Source organism: Sphingobacterium ginsenosidimutans, from assembly GCF_039536865.1.
GTDB classification, from domain to species: Bacteria; Bacteroidota; Bacteroidia; order Sphingobacteriales; family Sphingobacteriaceae; genus Sphingobacterium; species Sphingobacterium detergens.
In genome coordinates, this window is record NZ_BAAAZK010000002.1 from 583,507 (window position 1) to 604,109 (window position 20,603).

General features: G+C 38.7%; 18 protein-coding genes. 13 read left to right on the plus strand and 5 right to left on the minus strand.

Annotation, left to right across the window (positions count from 1 at the left end):
* Window positions 1-17 precede the first annotated feature (17 nt).
* The 4 genes from ABFX33_RS02320 to ABFX33_RS02335 all read left to right on the plus strand — a co-directional run bounded on the left by ABFX33_RS02320 (window position 18) and on the right by ABFX33_RS02335 (window position 4,589).
* The gene (locus tag ABFX33_RS02320; RefSeq protein ID WP_346084052.1) at window positions 18-992 is read left to right on the plus strand and encodes an electron transfer flavoprotein subunit alpha/FixB family protein; all 975 of its coding nucleotides are present in this window, start codon (window positions 18-20) and stop codon (window positions 990-992) included.
* Window positions 993-1,194: 202 nt separating this feature from the next.
* Window positions 1,195-1,821 (plus strand): bifunctional nuclease family protein, encoded by a 627-nt coding sequence (locus ABFX33_RS02325; protein ID WP_346084054.1) that lies wholly within the window; start codon window positions 1,195-1,197, stop codon window positions 1,819-1,821.
* Between the two features lie 45 nt (window positions 1,822-1,866).
* Window positions 1,867-3,231 carry a nucleoside permease gene (locus ABFX33_RS02330; RefSeq protein WP_346084056.1) on the plus strand — a complete coding sequence of 455 codons (1,365 nt, stop codon included), beginning with the start codon at window positions 1,867-1,869 and terminating at the stop codon, window positions 3,229-3,231.
* A 44-nt stretch (window positions 3,232-3,275) separates the two neighbouring features.
* Window positions 3,276-4,589 carry a mechanosensitive ion channel family protein gene (locus tag ABFX33_RS02335; protein WP_346084057.1) on the plus strand — a complete coding sequence of 438 codons (1,314 nt, stop codon included), beginning with the start codon at window positions 3,276-3,278 and terminating at the stop codon, window positions 4,587-4,589.
* Between the two features lie 443 nt (window positions 4,590-5,032).
* Here the strand turns inward: ABFX33_RS02335 and ABFX33_RS02340 are convergent, their stop codons facing one another.
* The 3 genes from ABFX33_RS02340 to ABFX33_RS02350 all read right to left on the minus strand — a co-directional run bounded on the left by ABFX33_RS02340 (window position 5,033) and on the right by ABFX33_RS02350 (window position 8,273).
* Window positions 5,033-6,592, minus strand: a complete 1,560-nt coding sequence (locus tag ABFX33_RS02340) for a calcineurin-like phosphoesterase C-terminal domain-containing protein (protein ID WP_346084059.1) — start codon at window positions 6,590-6,592, stop codon at window positions 5,033-5,035.
* A gap of 420 nt (window positions 6,593-7,012) precedes the next feature.
* Window positions 7,013-7,432 carry a hypothetical protein gene (locus ABFX33_RS02345; RefSeq protein WP_120260009.1) on the minus strand — a complete coding sequence of 140 codons (420 nt, stop codon included), beginning with the start codon at window positions 7,430-7,432 and terminating at the stop codon, window positions 7,013-7,015.
* 175 nt (window positions 7,433-7,607) lie between these two features.
* Complete coding sequence (locus ABFX33_RS02350) at window positions 7,608-8,273, minus strand: C40 family peptidase (RefSeq protein ID WP_346084061.1); 666 nt, start codon at window positions 8,271-8,273, stop codon at window positions 7,608-7,610.
* A 201-nt stretch (window positions 8,274-8,474) separates the two neighbouring features.
* Between ABFX33_RS02350 and ABFX33_RS02355 the strand changes: the two genes are divergently transcribed.
* Window positions 8,475-9,371 (plus strand): EamA family transporter, encoded by an 897-nt coding sequence (locus ABFX33_RS02355; protein WP_346084062.1) that lies wholly within the window; start codon window positions 8,475-8,477, stop codon window positions 9,369-9,371.
* A gap of 111 nt (window positions 9,372-9,482) precedes the next feature.
* Here ABFX33_RS02355 and mtaB read toward each other — a convergent pair whose 3' ends face one another.
* Window positions 9,483-10,805 (minus strand): tRNA (N(6)-L-threonylcarbamoyladenosine(37)-C(2))-methylthiotransferase MtaB, encoded by a 1,323-nt coding sequence (mtaB, locus tag ABFX33_RS02360; protein ID WP_346084063.1) that lies wholly within the window; start codon window positions 10,803-10,805, stop codon window positions 9,483-9,485.
* A gap of 281 nt (window positions 10,806-11,086) precedes the next feature.
* On the opposite strand from mtaB, the gene ABFX33_RS02365 reads away from it, so the two are divergent.
* From ABFX33_RS02365 to ABFX33_RS02375, 3 genes are all read left to right on the plus strand, one after another.
* On the plus strand, window positions 11,087-11,908 hold the full coding sequence (locus tag ABFX33_RS02365) for a thymidylate synthase (protein ID WP_120259609.1): 822 nt from the start codon (window positions 11,087-11,089) through the stop codon (window positions 11,906-11,908).
* Window positions 11,909-11,980: 72 nt separating this feature from the next.
* Window positions 11,981-12,475, plus strand: coding sequence for a dihydrofolate reductase (locus ABFX33_RS02370; protein ID WP_346084064.1), 495 nt, complete (start codon window positions 11,981-11,983; stop codon window positions 12,473-12,475).
* Between the two features lie 44 nt (window positions 12,476-12,519).
* Window positions 12,520-13,728, plus strand: a complete 1,209-nt coding sequence (locus ABFX33_RS02375) for a serine hydrolase (protein WP_346084066.1) — start codon at window positions 12,520-12,522, stop codon at window positions 13,726-13,728.
* Between the two features lie 52 nt (window positions 13,729-13,780).
* On the opposite strand, the gene ABFX33_RS02380 is transcribed toward ABFX33_RS02375, so the two are convergent.
* Window positions 13,781-14,791 (minus strand): D-alanine--D-alanine ligase, encoded by a 1,011-nt coding sequence (locus ABFX33_RS02380; RefSeq protein ID WP_346084068.1) that lies wholly within the window; start codon window positions 14,789-14,791, stop codon window positions 13,781-13,783.
* A gap of 116 nt (window positions 14,792-14,907) precedes the next feature.
* Here ABFX33_RS02380 and ABFX33_RS02385 point away from each other — a divergent pair, with 116 nt between their 5' ends.
* The 5 genes from ABFX33_RS02385 (at window position 14,908) to rpsA (ending at window position 20,592) form a co-directional block, all read left to right on the plus strand.
* Window positions 14,908-15,909 carry a PASTA domain-containing protein gene (locus ABFX33_RS02385; protein WP_346084070.1) on the plus strand — a complete coding sequence of 334 codons (1,002 nt, stop codon included), beginning with the start codon at window positions 14,908-14,910 and terminating at the stop codon, window positions 15,907-15,909.
* A gap of 97 nt (window positions 15,910-16,006) precedes the next feature.
* A complete protein-coding gene (gene mltG / locus ABFX33_RS02390; protein WP_346084072.1) occupies window positions 16,007-17,047 on the plus strand; it encodes an endolytic transglycosylase MltG in 1,041 nt (346 codons plus the stop codon).
* A complete protein-coding gene (locus ABFX33_RS02395) occupies window positions 17,047-17,454 on the plus strand; it encodes an acyl-CoA thioesterase (protein WP_257093057.1) in 408 nt (135 codons plus the stop codon). The genes mltG and ABFX33_RS02395 overlap by 1 nt, the downstream gene beginning before the upstream one ends.
* A 1-nt stretch (window position 17,455) precedes the next feature.
* Window positions 17,456-18,424: a YihY/virulence factor BrkB family protein gene (locus ABFX33_RS02400; RefSeq protein ID WP_120259602.1), complete on the plus strand. Its 969-nt coding sequence runs from the start codon at window positions 17,456-17,458 to the stop codon at window positions 18,422-18,424.
* 236 nt (window positions 18,425-18,660) lie between these two features.
* Window positions 18,661-20,592 carry a 30S ribosomal protein S1 gene (gene rpsA / locus ABFX33_RS02405; RefSeq protein ID WP_120259601.1) on the plus strand — a complete coding sequence of 644 codons (1,932 nt, stop codon included), beginning with the start codon at window positions 18,661-18,663 and terminating at the stop codon, window positions 20,590-20,592.
* Window positions 20,593-20,603 lie beyond the last annotated feature (11 nt).

The window sequence follows — 20,603 nt, forward strand, 5'->3', positions numbered from 1 at the left end:
TAAATTCCGAAAAAACTATGTCAATACTAGTATATGTAGAAAATACCGATGGCAAATTCAAGAAGTCCGCTTTTGAAGTAGTTTCTTATGCGAAAGCCATCGCTGATAATACAAACACTGATCTTGTTGCCATTTCCATTGGTAATGTTGCGCAGGATGAACTTGCTGCACTGGGCAACTATGGTGCTTCCAAAGTACTCAGCGTCAATAATGAGCAACTCTCCTCTTTCGTCAATCAGGCTTATGCAAGCATTATCGCTGAGGCTGTCAAAAGCATAGGAGCTAATCTGCTTGTACTTTCCAATTCATTCTCAGGTAAAGGACTTGCTCCCCGGATTGCTGCAAAACTCCATGCTGCACTTGCGGATGGCGCGCTTTCCTTACCAACTATCGAAGGCGAAAAATTAACTGTTAAAAAGACCGCATTTTCAAATAAAGCATTTGCCACAGTAGAATTGACCACAGCAACCAAGGTCATTGCCCTTAGTCCCAATGCTTACGAGACCAAGGAAACCGGAGGCACTGCTGTAGTTGAATCATTTACGGCAAATATTGCCCAAGCAGACTTCTCTACAATCGTCAAGGAGATTGTACGTGCGACAGATAAAGTCTCATTACCTGAGGCAGAAATCGTTGTCTCCGCAGGCCGTGGACTAAAGGGTCCTGAAAACTGGGGAATGATCGAAGAGTTAGCAGATGTCCTTGGTGCCGCCACAGCATGTTCAAAACCTGTTTCTGATGCAGGATGGCGCCCCCATTCTGAACACGTTGGCCAAACGGGCATTGTTGTGAGTCCTAATCTCTACATCGCAATTGGTATCTCAGGTGCTATCCAACACTTGGCTGGGGTCAGCTCATCGAAAACTATTGTTGTCATCAACAAGGATCCCGAAGCGCCATTCTTCAAAGTTGCTGATTATGGTATTGTTGGTGATGCATTTGATATTGTACCCAAATTGACACAAGCATTAAAAGCTTACAAAGGTAGTTAAGCTTTTTATACCATATTTTCCTCCCCATTCATAAAAAAGTGAATGGGGAGTTTTCGTTTTGCCTTTAAAAATTTGCACTCTCCACATTCGAAAAGGTCTTAATTACTAAGGAGAAATCGATAAATTTGTTTCACACAGAACGTAATTATAATTGCATATAAAAGCAAATTTATCTAAGTTTGTACACCGCTTTGGAATTAAAATGAAGAAAATCAGATTAGATATAGTTGGTTTATCCTATAGTCAAACACAGTCTGGGGCTTATGCCCTGGTATTGGGAGAAGTGGAGGGCAACAGAAGATTGCCCATCATTATTGGTAGCCATGAAGCCCAAGCTATTGCTATTCGGATAGAAAAAATGATTCCAAGCCGCCCCCTTACGCATGACCTATTTCAATCTTTCGCGGAATCTTTTGGTATTAAACTCGTTGAGGTACTTATCTATAACTTGATTGAGGGTATTTTTTATGCGAAGATTATTTGTTCTGACGGCAACAAGATGGTTGAAATTGATGCACGAACCTCCGATGCCGTTGCGCTGGCCGTTCGATTTGAAGCACCAATTTACGCCTATGAATTTATCATGTCATCTGCGGGAATCATTATTGAGGGACATGAATTCGCATTTTTGGAAAATTTGGACAAAGCCAACAAAGTACAAGATCCCAATATGGTTGAGGTCGAAGAAAAGACTCCTTCCAAATCCCCTAACAACCCTTTTTCTTCGTTCACAGACGAACAATTGGAGCAAGCACTCAACCAAGCATTAACGGAAGAGAATTACGAGCAAGCAGCGTTGATTAGGGATGAAATTTCCAAAAGAAAATAACTCCTCTCTCTAAAGCGAAACAAAAACTCTAAATAATATCGTTTTATGTCTATTAAATTAAGATTGACCATTATGAGCTTCTTTCAGTTTTTTGTCTGGGGAGCATGGTTGATTACAATAGCTAACTATTGGTTTGGCACAAAGCAATGGGATGGCACACAATTCGGCGCTATCTTCGCGACAATGGGAATAGCTTCGCTATTTATGCCAACATTAATGGGGATCATTGCAGACCGCTGGATAAATGCTGAAAGACTATATTTCATACTGCATTTATGTTATGCTGCCGTTCTTTTCTATTTACCGCAGGTAAATGATCCTAACACCTTTTTTTATGTGATGCTCGCGGCCATGTGTTTCTACATGCCTACATTGGCCCTATCCAACTCAATCGCTTATACGGCGTTGAATGAAAACAACTACGATCTGGTCAAAGCATTCCCTCCGATCCGTGTTTTCGGGACTCTCGGATTTATCGTTGCCATGTGGATTACAAATCTTACAGGCAATAAAGCGACGGGCTACCAATTTTATATTGCCGGAACAGCCGCCCTCTCTTTAAGTCTATATGCACTGACTTTACCCAAATGCCCACCTAAAAGACTCCAGCAGGAAAATGCCTCTTGGACGCAATTGCTGGGGCTAGAAGCTTTTAAATTATTTAAAAGCTATAAGATGGCGTTGTTCTTCGTTTTCTCCATGTTCTTAGGCGCGGCTTTACAATTAACCAATGCCTATGGAGATGTATTTTTGGACGAATTTAAATTTTTCCCTAAATATGCTGAGTCAATAGTAGTAAAACGTTCGACAATCATTATGTCCATCTCGCAATTCTCCGAAACATTGTTCATTTTGGCCATACCATTCTTTTTAAAAAGATTTGGTATTAAGAAAGTCATGTTGATCTCTATGTTTGCTTGGGTCTTGCGCTTCGGCTTATTCTCGTTCGGGGATCCGGCAGGAGGCTTATGGATGATTGTACTTTCTTGTATCGTCTACGGAATGGCATTTGACTTTTTCAATATCTCGGGTTCCCTATTTGTAGAGACATCTACGACTTCAAGCATACGTAGTTCTGCCCAGGGCTTATTTATGATGATGACTAATGGTTTTGGTGCAGTGTTTGGCAGTTACGCTTCAGGGTGGATTATCGATCATTATTTTACCAAAAGCTTTCAGAGTGGACAAGATCTTGCCCAATACCTGGACACGAATATCAACGATGTACATTTTCTACATTTTTTGAAGGGGGAAAAAATCTCCTTATTATCTGATGGGATATTAAGTAAGAATTTGATGCTCAGAGACTGGCATAACATCTGGCTTGCCTTTGCCATCTACACGCTAATTATAGCAATTCTCTTCGCAGTATTCTTTAGACATAAACATGAGCGTGAATCGCAAAATTAAAAATAACAAAAAGCCGCAAATGCGGCTTTTTGTATATTTGCAGGATGCAAAACACAACAACAGAATTGTTGAAGGATTCTCAATCCCAAATTTATAACTGGACTTTTCAATGGATTAAAAATCTTGGTTTGGATAACCAAACCAATCATTTTATCAACTCAATTATTTTATTGTTGTTGGTTGTCTTATTTTTGATCATTGTTGATTATTTCAGCAAAAAAACACTCTTATTATTAACTATCAAAGCCATCCGAAGAAGCACCAACCGATTTGATGACTTATTGATTCGGAATAAAACGTTAAAACTGGTTGCCCATTTTGTCCCCATATTGGTCGCACAGTATATCATACCCGTTATTTTCATGGGTTTCCCGAATTGGAAAGAAAACATCAACAAATTGCTGGCGATTGCCACTACGGTTGTCAGTTTACTGATTGTACACTCCTTGTTAAAAAGTATTCGGGATATATTACGAACAAAAAAATCCTTTGCGGACAAACCATTAGAAAGCTATTTACAAGTCTGCCAGATCATCATGCTCTTTATCGGTGGTACCATCTGTTTTTCGATCTTGACAGGTAGTTCTCCCTGGTCATTTCTTTTATCACTGGGCGCAGCCTCAGCGATCCTGATGTTGGTCTTCAAAGACACCATCTTAGGCTTTGTCGCCAGTATACAGGTCTCGGCCAATGATTCAATACGTGTAGGTGACTGGATAGAAATGCCTAAATACGGAGCCGACGGGACCGTAAAGGAAATCAATCTCAACAATGTTAAAGTGCAGAACTTCGATAAGACCATCACAACAATCCCAACACATACCTTATTATCGGATTCCTTTAAGAATTATAGGGGCATGCAGCAATCTGGAGGAAGGCGCCTAAAAAGAGCTATAAATATTAAAATTTCCACGATCCGTTTTTTAGCTAATGAAGAGATCGAAGGATTAAAGAATATACAGATACTCCGTCCCTATATCGAAGACCGTGCAAGAACAATAGATGAATTTAACAGCATTCATCAGATTGACCCTTCCAATCCAATTAATGGCAGGAAAATGACCAATTTGGGTATGTTTCGCGCCTATGCACTTACCTACCTCCGTCAAAATCCCCATATCCATAAAGCCATGCCCTTAATGGTCCGGCAGTTGGCATCGACCGAACATGGGGTACCGATCGAACTTTACTTCTTTGTCAATGATATACGCTGGGAATATTATGAAGGTATTGTATCTGATGTTTTTGACCATCTGTTTGCCGCCACAAAATATTTTGACCTCGAAATATTTGAAAATCCCGCTTCGGATGATTTTAGACAATTTATAAGAACACAAAAAATCAGTGTATTGAATTAGTGCCAGTAACAAGCGCTATCCATAAAAACAGTGAAAGGTAATCCGGGGAGATTACCTTTTCACTTTAAAAACAAACTAAATTTTTAGACGTGTTTCACAACAGATCTACACATTAACCCTAACTCTTTATGAATCAAAAATTACTCTACACAAATATAGGACTGCTATGTTAAGTCCATCTTAAGCTAACTTTAAACTTAAAACAATTCGACAAATAGTTATTTAAATCATTTAATACGCATCTTTTACCAATAAATCAGACTTCAATACGCTTAAAATAAATTTTGGTTCGTCAACTGAACCAACCCTATAAGATTGTGTGCCAAACCTGTTGGAATTGTTTTTCGATTAATTTCTTACCCCTATCGCAATAGGGATACTGTGGTGTTTCCAAAAGAAAAGGCAATCCGAAGATTACCTTTCCTGGAATAGTAAATACTCAATTATTCCACCACAATACTTTTCGTCGCGAAATGTTCTCTGTTGAACATATCTATTGCCCTAATTTCGATCTGATATTTCCCTGTTTTAAGTTTCGGCAAATTCGTTACCCACAGATGGCTGGATTTTTCCGGATTAGATGGGCGGCGAGTTGTCATCAGCTTTTCGGCGGTATCGTATTTCGCTAGGGACTTTAAGAAAGCCGGATCATTCTCATTCACATATTCCATCTCTTTCCAATCTCCTTGGTTAATTCGATAAGCCACTTTATCCCCTTCTCTACCAATGAAGAAGTTTGCATAAATCGGATATCTTTTCGTATACTTTTCGGGTACTACGGAAGCACCATAAATATCGATCTGATAGCTTGCCGGCTTACCTACCACTTTATAATCGAAACTATATTGATTACCTTCAATTTTCAAAACGGCATAACCCTTTGGTGTACCATCCCGCATGGTAGAAACCGGAATTCCCTTGTCATTCAACTCGCCTGAATACCAATCTCCTGATGTGGTTCCGACATTATATTCGTGGTGCGCATGCTCCTGTTTCCAACCATCTTTCTGTCCATAAAAATATTGACGTTGAAAATGTGTATGTGCCGAAAGCGAAAGTGTATGCTCAAAAGGGGCTAAAATATCAAAAAGACGCTGTCTGTCTTCATTGCGAAACACATTCGAGTTTTCATGATATAATGGGATATGGAACGAAAGGATAATCAATTTGTCTTTAGCTACCTGCTTTAAGTCATTCTCAACAAAATCCAATTGATCTTTCCGAAAACCACCGAGATATCCTTTTCCGGTACGTGGATTGGGATAGATAATATTGTCCAACACAATGAAGTGTGCATTCCCATAATTAAAGGAATAATTGTTGGGACCAAAAGTTCGCTCAAAAGACTCATCCGAAAGGCTGTCGGTTTTGGCATCATAGTTCATGTCGTGATTTCCCATGACATTATACCAAGGTAGTCCCATCGTAGAAATGACCGACTTGTATTTTGGCTGAAGAGACAAATCATCACCGACCAAATCTCCGAGACTGATTCCGAATTTAGCGACAGATTTGTCCGCAATCTCGTTGATGATGCCATCCTTAAAAAATCCCAGTTCTTCCTCGGTATATGCTTGTGGGTCACCAAAGACAAAAGCGGAAAAATTGGCCTGCTCTTCCTGTTGATATAAAGCAAAGTTCACGCTGGCGGGGATTTTACCCGTTGCTGTAACACCAGGATATTTTGATGCTGGGCTACCATTGACTTTGTGTATATAATAGAATTTTGGATGGTTATTCTCATCTACGGGTACTGCATATCCTGAAGGTTTGACAACAAAAATGATATTATCATTTCCAACTGGTAATTTATAGTTACCTTCTTTATCTGTGGCAACAACTTCGCGACCGTTACTAACCGAAACAGATGGTATCCCCTTCTCATTCTTATCTAGTTTTCCATTTCTGTTTACATCTAGAAAAACTTTTCCCTTTGCAAATTCTTGTGCTTGTACTGTCTGGGCCAGCGCCAAAGAAATGGTCAATGCCATAAATGTTTTCATATCGAACGTTAGTTTTGCCGCTAAAGTACCCTATTAGCATTAAGACAATATCAATTGAATATAAAGGATTCGTAAATATAAACGCGTATCAAAGAGTGATCAACTTGACAAATAATACCTAATTAGTTTTTATATAATAGGGATTTAAATCGGGCTTTATACGTGTTTATACGAATGAGGTCCGAGTGAGGTCCGTATCAAGTCCCTGTTAGTCTACTATTTATTATGAATTTGTCACCCACTTGATATAAGGTTTTCCGACATCATTTCATTCCAATTTTAGGATTATAATGGCACGAAATTATTTGATTAGTTTGGCTTATCGATAAAGGACCCCATTAAATCGGAAAAAGCGTTGAAAAAAGAAGGAGAAACCAAATGCTTGGTCTCTCCTTCTTTCAATAAATATAATTATTGTTATTATCTTGCTTGGGCAGTCGCTAACATACGATTTACTTCGTCTATCATCGATTTGGCGGCATCATGCATTCGTGGATTGCCTGCAAAGTCCGCATCTAAAGTGACTCGTTTTGATTTATCTTTGTAATTATATTCCAGATAAAAACGAGGTACTTTAGAATTTGTGGAGTCCTTTTTCCATTCTGGACCTGTCATATCGGTATCTAAATTCCAAAACCCTAATTCCATTGCTTTGCGGTGCAAATACAATAAATCATCTTTTGTGAACTTTACAGTATCCGTAATTAATGAATCTTGTTTGTCTAAATATTTATAGATACGCGTTTTCGAATTGTATTCATTGACCATATGATTCGGTTCACCATATTTGAATTCAATGGATTCAAAATCAGCAAAACGGAAGGGTGCGTTTTTAATCATATTGCTATAATAATAAACACAATACATTAAAAATGGCACAATAATACAAAGGCCTAAAAAAATCTTTTTACTCTTTATTGTCATTTCTATAAAATTTTGACAAAAATAAGGATTTATATAGGGTATAAAAGTTTATGTCAAGATATGACATAAAACCTACATGGATTTCACCTGCTTAGATCTTTGGGGAACCAGCATCAACGAAAGTTTTGGCGTACCAGCTATCCGTCAGATCTGATATAATAACCCCTTTGCGCGTTGAGACATGAACAAATTTATTGTTGTGTAAGTATACGCCCACATGGTCAATTCCTTTTTTACCGAAAGAAAAAAACACCAAATCACCTTCTTCCAATTTCTCAGGCTTCTTTCTTTTCACAATGCCTTCCATATCTCGTGATGTCCGCGGAAGATTGCCTTTGTAGACTTCGATATATAACAGATTAACGAAACCCGAACAGTCCACTCCGCTTTTGGTCTGTCCACCCATTCGATGCGGTATCCCCATCCAGTCATCGATAAATGAATAGAGCTGTGCGTTTAGCTTCTTCGTACTTACATTCAGTAAGGAAGCATAATTATCAAGACGAGATCCCGAAAAGGTTTTTCCCCGCGCCGAACTTGCATCTGTCAATACCGAACCACTGGATGAACGTGAACCGGAGGTAAGTACCTTTTTCTTCGTTGAACAACTGCTCAAGAATAGTAGTGCGCTTAAACAGAAGATAAAATAAGACTTAGCAATCATTATGTTCGATTTACTTTCCTGTAAGACAAACTTAAATAAATTGCCCCTGATATACAACCTATTTACCCCCTTCCTAAAAAACAATTTATTCATTCTCCTTATTTTATTGATAAGCTATTCGTCATAAAGGATTATTTCCACGCACTGAGTAGTTAGGATTGATTGATCTTCATTGAAGCTTTTAGTTCAACTATCCCCAACAGCCGCGGATCTATCCTTTTTCCCTACCAAGAACGAAGGATCGGAAAAAGAATTGTCCAGAAATCGTAACTTTGCCGCCTAATTTATTTGAGAATGGAAAAATTAAAAGGTGCATTAGCCGTCTTTTTAGGTGCGAGTAGTTTTGGGATACTATCAACGTTTGTAAAAAAAGCATATGGTCAGGGGCTTACTTTGGGAGAGGTAACAGGGATTCAGGTATTATTTGGCATGCTTATGCTTTGGCTTATCTTTATCGTGATCAAACTATTTTCTGGAAAATCCTTTCAATCTTCAACTAAAAAATCATCTTGGGTCAAAATATTGATCAGTGGTACATCAACGGGGCTCGTGAGTGTCTTATACTATAAATGTGTGCAGCTGGTTCCGGCATCTCTTGCTATTGTCCTACTGATGCAATATATATGGATCGGTGTGGTCATTGAATTTATCTTTTTCAAAACAAAACCATCAAAAAACAACTTGATCGGTATTGGTATCGTATTGATTGCAACATTATTGGCAACAGGGCTCATTGAGAAGGGATTGGAGGATCTCAACTTAACAGGTCTATTATTTGGGTTCTTGGCAGCTACCGCTTATTCGGTTTTTATGATCGTGAATGGCCGTGTGGGCAATGATTACCATCCAATACAAAAAAGTGCAATCATGGTAACAGGTTCCTGCATTTTGATTTTCACGTTATTTCCACCGAACTATTTATTTAATGGCCAATTTGATGCTAATTTTCTCCATTTTGGACTGATCCTATCTTTATTTGGCACCGTCATTCCACCATTGCTATTCGCTTATGGTTTACCAAAAACGGGCTTCTCTTTAGGTGGAATATTAAGTTCTGCAGAATTACCTGTAGCTACTTGTATGTCTTATTTTATATTACATGAATCCGTTTCGTTGGTACAATGGATCGGTGTTCTTTTGATTTTAGGTACAGTGATCTGGTTAAATGCCGCAAAAAGCAGTGCGCACTAATCAAAAGCATACACTTAGGATCGAAAGATCTCGAAATGAAACTTTTCTTTAGTAAAAAAGGGCAATCTTATAGAAGATTGCCCTTTTTATGAATGTATAATTCTTAAAAAATTAATGCGCTAATGTTTCAGGAACCTCCTCGACTTCTACTTCACACGTATCTGTTACTTCCATAAATTTGACTGGTACAACCTCGTTCACCAATAACGGATCATACAAAGTCCTCACCTTGACATAATTCTTGGAGAAACCATGCATATAACCGTCTTTTTCATCTGCTTCGAACAGGACATCACCTTGGGCTCCAAGCTGTGATTCATAAAAAGCGCGACGTTTCTTCTCTGAAAGAATATGCAACATCTTACTTCTATCACTACGTTGTGCTCCGGGTACAGCTCCTTCCATTTGGGCAGCAATGGTATTTTCACGTTCTGAATAGGTAAAAACGTGCAAATAGGAAATATCCATATCGTTCAGAAAATTATAGGTGTCTATAAAGTCTTCACGCTTTTCTCCAGGAAATCCAACAATCACGTCAACACCTATACAACAGTTCGGCATTAATGACTTGATGAATTCCACACGTTCTGTATACAATTCCCGTTTATACCTCCGGCGCATCAGACCCAAAATCTTGTTGCTTCCTGACTGTAATGGCATATGAAAATGCGGAACAAATCTTTTGGATTGTGCGACAAACTCGATGATGTCATTGGAGAGTAAATTAGGTTCAATTGAAGATATACGTATTCGGTCAATACCATCCACCTCATCCAGTGCTTTTACCAAATCCAGGAAGCGGTCTTCACGCTTACCATCCCGAATACCAAAATCCCCAATATTCACCCCGGTCAGTACGATTTCTTTTACACCCGAAGCAGCAATTTCTTCCGCTTGCTTGACAATTTCTTCAATCTTTCCTGAGCGGCTTCCACCACGTGCCAAAGGGATTGTACAGAAAGTACATGAATAGTCACATCCATCCTGTACTTTTAAAAAGGTACGCGTACGGTCGCCTATGGAATAAGCCGACACAAATTGATTGGTTTCATCAATCGGGCCGTTATAAACAATTGTTTTTTCCTGTTTGGTCAGGTCATTGATATGTTCAATGATATTAAATTTCTCAGCAGCTCCCAATACCATATCTACACCAGGAATCTCCGCGATCTCCTTTGGTTTTAGTTGAGCATAACAACCAACAATGGTAATATAGGCATTCGGAGAGTGCTTTAAAGCTTCTTTGACCACTTTTCTACACTTCTTGTCAGCATTGTCCGTTACAGAACATGTATTGATTACATAGACGTCCGCACGGCTATTGAACGCTGTTGTATCATAGCCCGCATCCTTAAATAAACGTCCTATGGATGATGTCTCCGAATAATTCAGTTTACATCCAAGTGTATAAAAAGCTACTTTTTTATTCTCCATAATATTTTGCAAAATTACATTTTTTTTCAGTAACCCCTCTTATCATTTTAAGTTTTGACTTTCTCGTTATAAGGATTTTCCTTAGTTTTGACTATCTTGAAAGGTTGGATGCACTAGAGAATTTAAATTTTATAGCTAAAGGCAGATACAGCATCCATTGGCTATGGTTTAATGCAATTTTGATATAGGAGGCTATGTAAAAAAGCACACACCTATCATATAAGCAGCAGAACATACATATTCAAACCTCAAATATTAAGCGTTTAATAAATAAATTACAGATGAAACAATATTTAGATTTACTCAGACACGTATATACGAATGGTGTTGTAAAAACGGATCGTACCGGGACAGGTACCAAAAGTGTCTTTGGATATCAGATGCGTTTCAACCTTCAGGAAGGATTTCCGCTAGTAACAACAAAAAAATTGCACTTGCGATCAATTCTTCACGAGTTAATCTGGTTTTTAAAAGGTGAAACCAATATTCAGTATTTAAAAGAAAATGGGGTGAGTATCTGGGACGAATGGGCTGACGAACAGGGAAACCTAGGCCCTGTCTATGGTTCGCAATGGCGCTCTTGGCCAACACCTGATGGTCGTCATATCGATCAGATCACACAGGTTATCAACCAGTTGAAAAATTCACCTGATTCCCGTCGCATTATTGTATCGGCATGGAATGTTGCTGAAATCGAAAACATGGCCTTGCCCCCTTGTCATGCTTTTTTTCAATTTTATGTAGCACCAGCACAGCCTGAGAAGGGGATTATGAAGCCGCAATTATCCTGTCAGCTTTATCAACGTAGCGCCGACATATTTTTAGGTGTTCCTTTCAATATTGCCTCTTATGCGCTGTTGACGATGATGGTGGCACAAGTCTGTGATATGGAAGCCGCTGAATTTATCCATACATTGGGCGATGCACATATCTATAGCAATCACTTTGAACAAACGGAACTACAGTTGAGCCGTGATCCAAAGCCATTGCCACAAATGAAGATAAACCCAGAGGTGAAAGATATTTTTGATTTCAAATTCGAAGACTTCGAATTGCTGAATTATGAATCTCATGCTCATATAAAAGCCCCTGTTGCAGTTTAGGAAAACCTTTAAGAAGCTGTCCTAATACGCAACATCATTTTACACAACAGAACTAATCTACACAACACAAAAATGAGTAACCCAACGATCACATTAATCGTAGCTGCCTCGGAAAACAATGCGATCGGCATCAATAATCAGATGCCTTGGCATTTACCAAATGACTTTAAATATTTTAAAAGAAACACCATTGAGCATTCTGTCCTGATGGGCAGAAAGACCTTTGAAGCCATCGGTAAGGCATTGCCCGATCGAAGAAATATCGTCATCACGCGTAATGCTAATTTTCAGGGAGAGGATATTGATGTTGCCAACAGTATCCAGGAGGCTCTTTTATATTGCCGTGACGAGCGTGAAATATTTATCATCGGTGGAGCAAATATCTATCAACAGGCTTTACCATTGGCAAACAAGATACTTTTGACACGTGTACACACAACGATTCAAGGAGATGCTTTCTTTCCCGAACTATCATCGGACGAATGGGAACTGGTTTCCGCAGAACCGCATCAGGCAGATGATAAACATGCATTCAACTATACCTTTGAAGTGTATACAAGAAAATAATCATTGAAATGTTAAAATATTTATCTCTTGTTTTTATTTTACTTATGTCCAAGACATACGCTCAAAAGATAGATACCATATACTTGGAAAAATTACTTCAGAGTCGTCCTGATCTATTCCAACAAATATTAAATCATCCGACAAAGAATGAAGTACAGATCCTCTACACTCAAATTGATCGTGATAAATCCAATATCCCACACTTCAGGTCTTATAGTTATCGACTGAATCCCAATTGGTATTTCTATCCGGCGAGTACCGTGAAACTGCCGACTGCGATTTTGGCTCTGGAAAAAATCAATGATTTACATATTAAGGGCCTTACAAAAGAAACACCTCTACGCATTGACTCTGCTTTTGAAAAACAAACCAAAGTATCCGTGGACGAATCTGCCGTTAATGGTCTTCCGTCAATTGCTCAGTATGTAAAAAAAATATTATTGACCAGTGACAATGATGCCCAAAACAGGCTGTTCGAATTTATTGGCCGTGCTGAACTAAATGCAAAACTCAAAAAATATGGCACCAAGTACAGTCGAATTGTCAACCGCCTTGCTATAGGTGACAAGGGAATCTGGGCTAAACATACCAATCCCTTCACCTTCTATAACGGTGACCATATTATCTATCAGCAAAAAGAACAATTCGATCCCAAAGACTATGATATCAAGTTAGCCAATATACTTCAAGGGAAAGGTTACATGAATGATAAAGATGAACTCATCCACGAACCATGGAGTTTTGAAGGGCTAAACGTTTATGCACTAGCGGATCAACAGCTGATCTTGAAGAAATTACTTTTTCCAGAAGCATTCAAAAGCAAAGACAGGTTTAATTTACAAAAAGAGGATTATACCCTACTCTATGATTATATGTCACGTTATCCATTTGAATCGGATTTCCCAAAATATGATTCGACAGAATTTTGGCCAACATATAGCAAATTACTTTTCTATGGACGCGAAAAAAGTGCAAAGCTAAACCCCAATATCCGTATTTTCAATAAGTATGGTGACTCCTATGGTTATAATATTGATAACGCTTATATTGTAGATTTTGAACATGGCGTAGAGTTTCTCCTTGCCGTCGTTGTCCAGTCTAATGAAAACGGTATTTATAATGACGGTATTTATGAATATGAGGCGGTCACCTATCCATTTTTGAAAAACATTGGACAGCTTATCTATCAGGAAGAATTAAAGAGAACAAAGAAAATCAAACCTGATTTATCCAAGTTTGATTTCAGAAAATAACAAAGGGGCTTTCAAAAAATTGAAAGCCCCTTTGTGTTAGAAATGATCTATTTTATTTAGCGGATAATAAAGCGCTTTCGATCAATTCACCATAGAAATCACCTTCTTTCATACCAAAGGCACGCACCTGCTGCGGGATAAAACTCTGTGCTGTCTGCCCAGGAATTGTATTGATCTCTATAAAGTAAAACTTATCGGTATCATTTTCGAGGAAAAAGTCCACGCGTACCATACCTTTGCAATTCAACCTAACATAAATTTCCTTCAGAATACGGGCAGCACGTTCTTGTTGCTCTGTCGTCAGGTCTGCGGGTGTAATTTCCTCAGTCAAGCCAGGGATATATTTCGCTTCAAAATCAAAAAATTCACGTGTTGTACGAACCTCTGTTGCGGGCAACACGACCAACTCGCCTTTCGCATTACGGAAAATCCCTTCGGAAAACTCACGTCCGGTAACAAATTCTTCAACGATCACTTGCTTCCCCGTATTCTCGGCATCGAACGCTTTGTCAATAGCCTCCTGCAGTTGAGCCGATTCTTTCACCTTTGTCATTCCGATACTACTTCCACCAGCGTTAGGCTTCACAAAATACGGAAGGGAAAGGTTACTTTCTACGGTATTGATTGCTTCCGCTCGTTGTGATTCAAATAATAAAACAGACTTGGCCAGATACAATTCAGGAATATCACTTAATATCGCCTTTGTATAGCCCTTGTTCATCGTCAAAGCTGAAGTCAGTGCATCGCATGAAGTATAAGGAATATCCAGCAAATCAAAGTAGCTCTGTAGTCTTCCATCCTCTCCGGGTACGCCATGAACCATAATAAAGGCTAAGTCAAAACTTATTGTTTCTCCATTTAATGGTAAGGTAAAGCTTTCGCGCAGGATCGGATACTGCCGTCCATCTTTATCTGTATAAAACCATGTGTCTTTTGATATGGTAATCAGGTACACATCGTATTTGTCATGATCGAGTTGGGAATTGACAAAGGCAGAACTTTTAAAAGAAACTTCGGCCTCCCCTGTATAACCTCCAGTTATTAATGCTATTTTTGCTTTCATAAATTTTAGCGATTCGAATAGCAAATATAATTTGCTATACACGGAAAAACGAATAATTTTGTGAGGAATAATTTTATTTAACCATTCTGCAAAATTGGCTTCAATATTGCGGTTCTATGCAGAATTCATTTTTATCAAACACAGTAATGTCCAAAGTCGTACAATATCTTCAGACACCCACGTTCAGAAAAAATCTCATTGCCGCATTCATCGCGATAGTCTGCCTATTTCTTGCCGTATATGTGGGGCTGAAAATATATACTAAGCATGATGAATCTATTGCGGTTCCGAAAATAAAGGGACTTCATATCAACGCAGCCATCCAAGCCTTGGAGGATGCCGGATTAGAATATCAAATTGACTCCGTTTATCAGATGGATGCCAAACCCGGTCTGGTGATCGAACAAGATCCCGAGCAGGGATTTCACGTGAAATCTGCCCGAACAATTTATCTGACCATTATCACACAGGTGGCTCCAGAAGTCTCTTTCCCAAATATTAAAGATAAGACCCTGATCGAAGCAACAGCTATCCTGAAAAATCATAATCTTAAAATAGGAGACACTTCTTATGTTGCTGATATTGCTAGAGATATTGTTCTGGATGCCCAATTTGCGGGTCAGTCCATCCGAAATGGCCGAATGATTCCAAAAGGTTCACGGATAGATCTTGTCCTCGGTAATGGTCTTGGGGCGAATGAAGTTGAAATCCCCAATCTGATCGGACTGCCTTTGAACGAAGCTAAATTTGCGCTCTCTGGTGCCGGACTTGGCTTGGGAACAGTAACCTACGATCCCAACGTAACCGATACAACAACAGCGGTGATCAGTGTGCAATCTCCGGGGGTAGAAAAGGGATTAACGAGCTTAGGCGCCAAAATAGACGTGACACTTTCGTTGACAGCGCCTTCACCGACAACAGGTACACCGGGATCTACAACTGTACCCAAACCCCAGGTAACTCCGACGCAGTCGAACCCACCTGCCGCAAAGCCCGTTGCGCCGAAGCCCGCTACTACGACAAAAACGACAACAAACACCCCTCCCGCCAAGTCTTCAAATACAGCGCCTACAGCGGGGCAAAAAAAGGAAAATAAAGCAAATAGTCTAGGCTTTTAAAGCTATTATGAAACCTTCATGAGCCATAGATCATTTGTATAAAAGATGAGTCATAGGTTCATGAAGGTTTCATCACAGATATAAAAAAGTAATTCTGATGGAAAATAAAAAAGGAATACCAAGTTGGTTAAAAATTATTGCATTAATCGTCATCCTCGTCGGTGGGTATTTTGCATGGACATTTTATAAGGCTTTCTTTGCCTCAAACGTTTCTGGAGAGAAGAAGTACCTCTATATCCATGAGGGCGCAAAGTATGAAGATGTCCTCAAATCAATTCAAGACTCTAGTCTTTTGGATGATATCGCTTCATTCGAACGTGCTGCCCAATATAAGAAATACGAACAAAGTGTAAAACCGGGTCGCTACCTATTAACTCCCGGAATGAACAACCGACGTTTGATCGGTAACTTAATCGGTGGCTATCAGGAACCTGTGAAATTTAGATTTGCCAATGTAAGGCTAAAAGAAAATATGGCTGCATTATTGGGCAAAAGCTTTGAGGCTGATTCAGCACAATTTATTGCAGTACTGAATGATGAAGCTACAGCCCAAAAGTTTGGATTTACCAAAGAAAACCTGATTTCAATTTTCATTCCAAATACCTATGAAATTTACTGGAACACGAGTCCAGAAAAGGTTATTGCCCGCTTTGATGATGAGTGGAAAAAATTCTGGAATGCAGATCGTATTGCTAAAGCAAAAGCACTGAACCTAAGCCCACAACAGGTGAGTACATTGGCTTCCATCGTTAAAGGCGAGGCTTTGCACCAAGACGAAATGCCCATGATCGCTGGCTTATATTTAAATCGTCTAAAAAAAGGCATGCTCCTACAAGCTGATCCAACAGTAATCTTTGCGAACAATGATTTTACGATCAGAAGGGTCTTAAATAAGCATTTAAGAATGGATAACCCTTACAATACCTACATCTATAGAGGCTTGCCTCCGGGACCTATTTCTATCCCGAGTATTGCTGCTATTGATGCGGTTCTGAATTTTAAGCAACATGATTATATCTATATGTGTGCAAAAGATGATTTCTCAGGTTATCATAATTTTGCAAAAACAGAAGTAGAACATCTAGTGAATGCGCGAAAATTCCAACAAGCCCTAGACGCCAGAAATATCAAGAAATAATGTTTGTATTTGACCATCAGATTCGTGTTCGCTATGCAGAAACAGACCAAATGGGTTATGTCTATTATGGCAATTACGCTGCCTTTTATGAGATAGCAAGGACTGAGATGCTGAGAAGTACAGGGATATCTTATAAAGAACTGGAAGAAATGGGCGTTATGCTCCCTGTCACAGAGTTGAAAACAAAATATCTCAAACCAGGTAAATATGATGATCTGATAACGATCCGGGTAACGATTCGTAAGAAACCTGCGATCCGTATTATTTTTGAATATGAACTTTTTAACGAAAGTGGTGAGTTACTCAATCAAGGAGAGACAACGTTGGTATTTGTCAATATGGAAAAGAACAAACCATGTATGCCGCCACAGATCTTTCAGGATAAGATGAGTAAATATTTTAATTGATATGGGGAAATTCCACCAATGGCTATTAAATTTTGAACCTTATTTTAGATTAATCGAATGGAGTAAACGGGTTGTGTTACCAGGATTTGGTTCACTTCCCCTTTATACTGTAGCGGTGTTTTTCTTTCAGGAGCTCGCCAGAGATTCAATCGTCAGCAAGGCCTCATCATTATCATATAGTTTTTTATTGGCTATATTTCCTGGCATCATCTTTCTATTTACATTAATTCCCTATATTCCAATCAACAACTTTCAGGAGCAATTATTGGATTTTTTAGCGGTTGTCATTCCTAAAAATGCATTCCTTGTCGTTGAAACCACCCTCGAGGATATTATTAAAAACCAGAATGGAGGGCTCCTTTCCTTCGGTTTTCTTTTCGCAGCATATTTTGCGACAAATGGCATGGCCTCATTAATGAATGCTTTCAATAAAGCTTCCTTAATGACAGAGAAAAGACCTTGGATAAGAAAAAGGTTCGTTGCACTGACGTTAGCCTTTCTTATTATTTTTGCCCTCACCGTCGGGATGACTGTATTTACAATTGCTGGTGTAACGATTGATTATCTAAAGGAAACTACGGGCATTAAATCCAGTATGTGGGCGACTTTGTTAAAGCTCTCTCGATGGATTATTATTTTCGCAATTTATTTCTTTACAGTGAGCTGTATTTATAAGTTTGGTCCATCTACATCAAACAAGTGGAAGTTATTTAGCCCCGGAGCCTCCATGGCCACTATATTAGCGATTTTGACTTTCTCGATTTTCACATTCTATATTAACCATTTTGGTGCATATAATAAATTATATGGTTCGATCGGAACGCTGATCGTCATTATGCTCTGGATCTACCTCAATACCCTAATATTATTATTGGGCTATGAGTTAAATGCTGCAATAGCATTATCCAAGCAAACTATTGTGATCGCCAAGCCGCGGATCTTCAACTCCTTTAAAAAAGATAACGAATAGCACGACAAGTCACAACGAACAGTCAAAAAGAATACAATAAGGGTTGCCCCGCTCCTATTCTGACCATTGAAAGATCCTGTCCTGAGCCCACTCAGAACAAAGTTGTTCGGCAGCAACCTATGCCTAGGGGATAACTGAAAGTCTTTCAATAAAATAAGAAAAATAAAATTTTGCATTAAAAGTTTTTTTGTACCTTTGCAACTCCTACAACGTAGGAAAAAGGAGAAAATTAATTAATGGCAAAAAAACAAGAAGCAGAAAAAGAATTAGCAGCGAAAAACGCAGAGCTACAAGGTGCTGACACTAAAGTAGTGAAAGACACTGAAAAAATTGAATCAGAAGCTGATTCAAACTTAATCGACGAAATCAAATCAAACACTTGGATCACACCAGAAGGTGAATTTGACTGGGATGCAAATGATAAAGGTTTCGGAAATTATAGCGAAGCTGAACGCGCTAAACTTGAAGCACAATACGCAGATACTTTCAACCAAGTTAACCAAGGTGAAATTATTGAAGGTACTGTCGTTTCTATCAACAACAAAGACGTTGTCTTAAATGTTGGTTTCAAATCTGACGGTTTAGTTTCTTTATCCGAATTCCGTGACTTACCAGAATTAAAAATTGGTGACAAAGTTGACGTATTCGTTGAATCTCAAGAAGATGCTAACGGTCAATTAGTACTTTCTCGCAAACGTGCTAAAACTCAAAAATCTTGGGAAGCTATCAATGAGGCATTGGAAAATGATGCAATCATTACTGGTTTCGTTAAGAGCCGTACTAAAGGTGGTCTTATCGTTGACATCAAAGGTGTTGAAGCTTTCTTACCTGGATCTCAAATCGATATCAAACCGATCCGTGATTACGATGTATACGTAGGTAAAACAATGGAATTCAAAGTTGTAAAAATCAACCACGAATTCAAAAACGTTGTCGTATCACACAAAGTGTTAATTGAGAACGACTTAGAAAACCAAAAATCTGAGATCGTTGCTAAATTAGAAAAAGGTCAAGTATTAGAAGGAACTGTTAAAAATATCACTGACTTCGGTGTATTCATCGACTTAGGTGGTGTTGACGGTTTGTTGCATATCACAGATATCTCTTGGGGTCGTATCGAGCATCCAAAAGAAGTTTTAGCTTTAGATCAAACAATCAACGTTGTTGTATTAGACTTTGACGATGAGAAAAAACGTATCGCTTTAGGCTTGAAACAATTATCTGAACACCCTTGGGAATCTTTAGATACAGCATTAGAAGTTGGTTCTAAAGTTAAAGGTAAAATCGTAACAGTTGCTGATTACGGTGCTTTCTTAGAAATCATCCCAGGTGTTGAAGGTTTGATCCACGTTTCTGAAATGTCTTGGTCTCAAAACTTACGTTCTCCACAAGAGTTCTTAAAAGTTGGTGACGAGATCGAAGCTCAAATCTTAACTTTAGATCGTGATGAGCGTAAAATGAGCTTAGGTATCAAACAATTGACTCCAGATCCTTGGAAAAACATCACTGAGCGTTACCCTGTTGGTTCTAAACAATCAGCTGTTGTTAAAAACATGACTAACTTCGGTGTATTTGTTGAGTTAGAAGAAGGTATCGACGGTTTGATCCACATCTCTGATTTATCTTGGTCTAAAAAAATCAACCACCCTAACGAATTCACTAAAGTTGGTGAGACATTAGAAGTAGTTGTATTAGAATTAGATGAAGAAAACCGTAAATTATCTTTAGGTCACAAACAATTGGAAGAAAATCCTTGGGATACTTTCGAGACAATCTTCACTGAAGGTTCTATCCACGAAGGTACTGTGATCAAAGTTGGTGATAAAGGTGATATCGTTGCGCTACAATATGGTGTTGAAGGTTTCTGTCCTTCTAAACACTCTGTTAAAGAAGACGGTTCTTCATTGAAAGTTGATGAAGTAACTTCATTCAAAATCATCGAGTTCAACAAAGAGAACAAACGTTTGGTAATTTCTCACTCTCGTATTTGGGAAGAAGAGAAAGAAGAAGCTCGCAAAGAAGAGTCTAGCAACCGTAAAAAAGACGCTAAAGCTGAGTCTTCAGCTGTTAAAAAAGTAAAAGATTCTGTTGAAAAATCTACTTTAGGCGACTTAGACGTGTTAGCTCAATTGAAAGAGCAAATGGAAAATGACAAAAACGCTAAGTAATTAGCATTTTC

What these genes read in the sequence shown, in the direction of transcription:
- ABFX33_RS02325 (WP_346084054.1), top strand. Translation starts at nt 1,195, where the DNA reads ATGAAGAAAATCAGATTAGATATAGTTGGTTTATCCTATAGTCAAACA.
- ABFX33_RS02385 (WP_346084070.1), top strand. Translation starts at nt 14,908, where the DNA reads ATGCAGAATTCATTTTTATCAAACACAGTAATGTCCAAAGTCGTACAA.
- ABFX33_RS02400 (WP_120259602.1), top strand. Translation starts at nt 17,456, where the DNA reads ATGGGGAAATTCCACCAATGGCTATTAAATTTTGAACCTTATTTTAGA.
- mltG (WP_346084072.1), top strand. Translation starts at nt 16,007, where the DNA reads ATGGAAAATAAAAAAGGAATACCAAGTTGGTTAAAAATTATTGCATTA.
- ABFX33_RS02380 (WP_346084068.1), bottom strand. Translation starts at nt 14,791, where the DNA reads ATGAAAGCAAAAATAGCATTAATAACTGGAGGTTATACAGGGGAGGCC.
- ABFX33_RS02320 (WP_346084052.1), top strand. Translation starts at nt 18, where the DNA reads ATGTCAATACTAGTATATGTAGAAAATACCGATGGCAAATTCAAGAAG.
- ABFX33_RS02345 (WP_120260009.1), bottom strand. Translation starts at nt 7,432, where the DNA reads ATGATTAAAAACGCACCCTTCCGTTTTGCTGATTTTGAATCCATTGAA.
- ABFX33_RS02395 (WP_257093057.1), top strand. Translation starts at nt 17,047, where the DNA reads ATGTTTGTATTTGACCATCAGATTCGTGTTCGCTATGCAGAAACAGAC.
- ABFX33_RS02350 (WP_346084061.1), bottom strand. Translation starts at nt 8,273, where the DNA reads ATGAATAAATTGTTTTTTAGGAAGGGGGTAAATAGGTTGTATATCAGG.
- ABFX33_RS02355 (WP_346084062.1), top strand. Translation starts at nt 8,475, where the DNA reads ATGGAAAAATTAAAAGGTGCATTAGCCGTCTTTTTAGGTGCGAGTAGT.
- ABFX33_RS02335 (WP_346084057.1), top strand. Translation starts at nt 3,276, where the DNA reads ATGCAAAACACAACAACAGAATTGTTGAAGGATTCTCAATCCCAAATT.
- ABFX33_RS02365 (WP_120259609.1), top strand. Translation starts at nt 11,087, where the DNA reads ATGAAACAATATTTAGATTTACTCAGACACGTATATACGAATGGTGTT.
- ABFX33_RS02375 (WP_346084066.1), top strand. Translation starts at nt 12,520, where the DNA reads ATGTCCAAGACATACGCTCAAAAGATAGATACCATATACTTGGAAAAA.
- mtaB (WP_346084063.1), bottom strand. Translation starts at nt 10,805, where the DNA reads ATGGAGAATAAAAAAGTAGCTTTTTATACACTTGGATGTAAACTGAAT.
- ABFX33_RS02370 (WP_346084064.1), top strand. Translation starts at nt 11,981, where the DNA reads ATGAGTAACCCAACGATCACATTAATCGTAGCTGCCTCGGAAAACAAT.
- ABFX33_RS02340 (WP_346084059.1), bottom strand. Translation starts at nt 6,592, where the DNA reads ATGAAAACATTTATGGCATTGACCATTTCTTTGGCGCTGGCCCAGACA.
- ABFX33_RS02330 (WP_346084056.1), top strand. Translation starts at nt 1,867, where the DNA reads ATGTCTATTAAATTAAGATTGACCATTATGAGCTTCTTTCAGTTTTTT.
- rpsA (WP_120259601.1), top strand. Translation starts at nt 18,661, where the DNA reads ATGGCAAAAAAACAAGAAGCAGAAAAAGAATTAGCAGCGAAAAACGCA.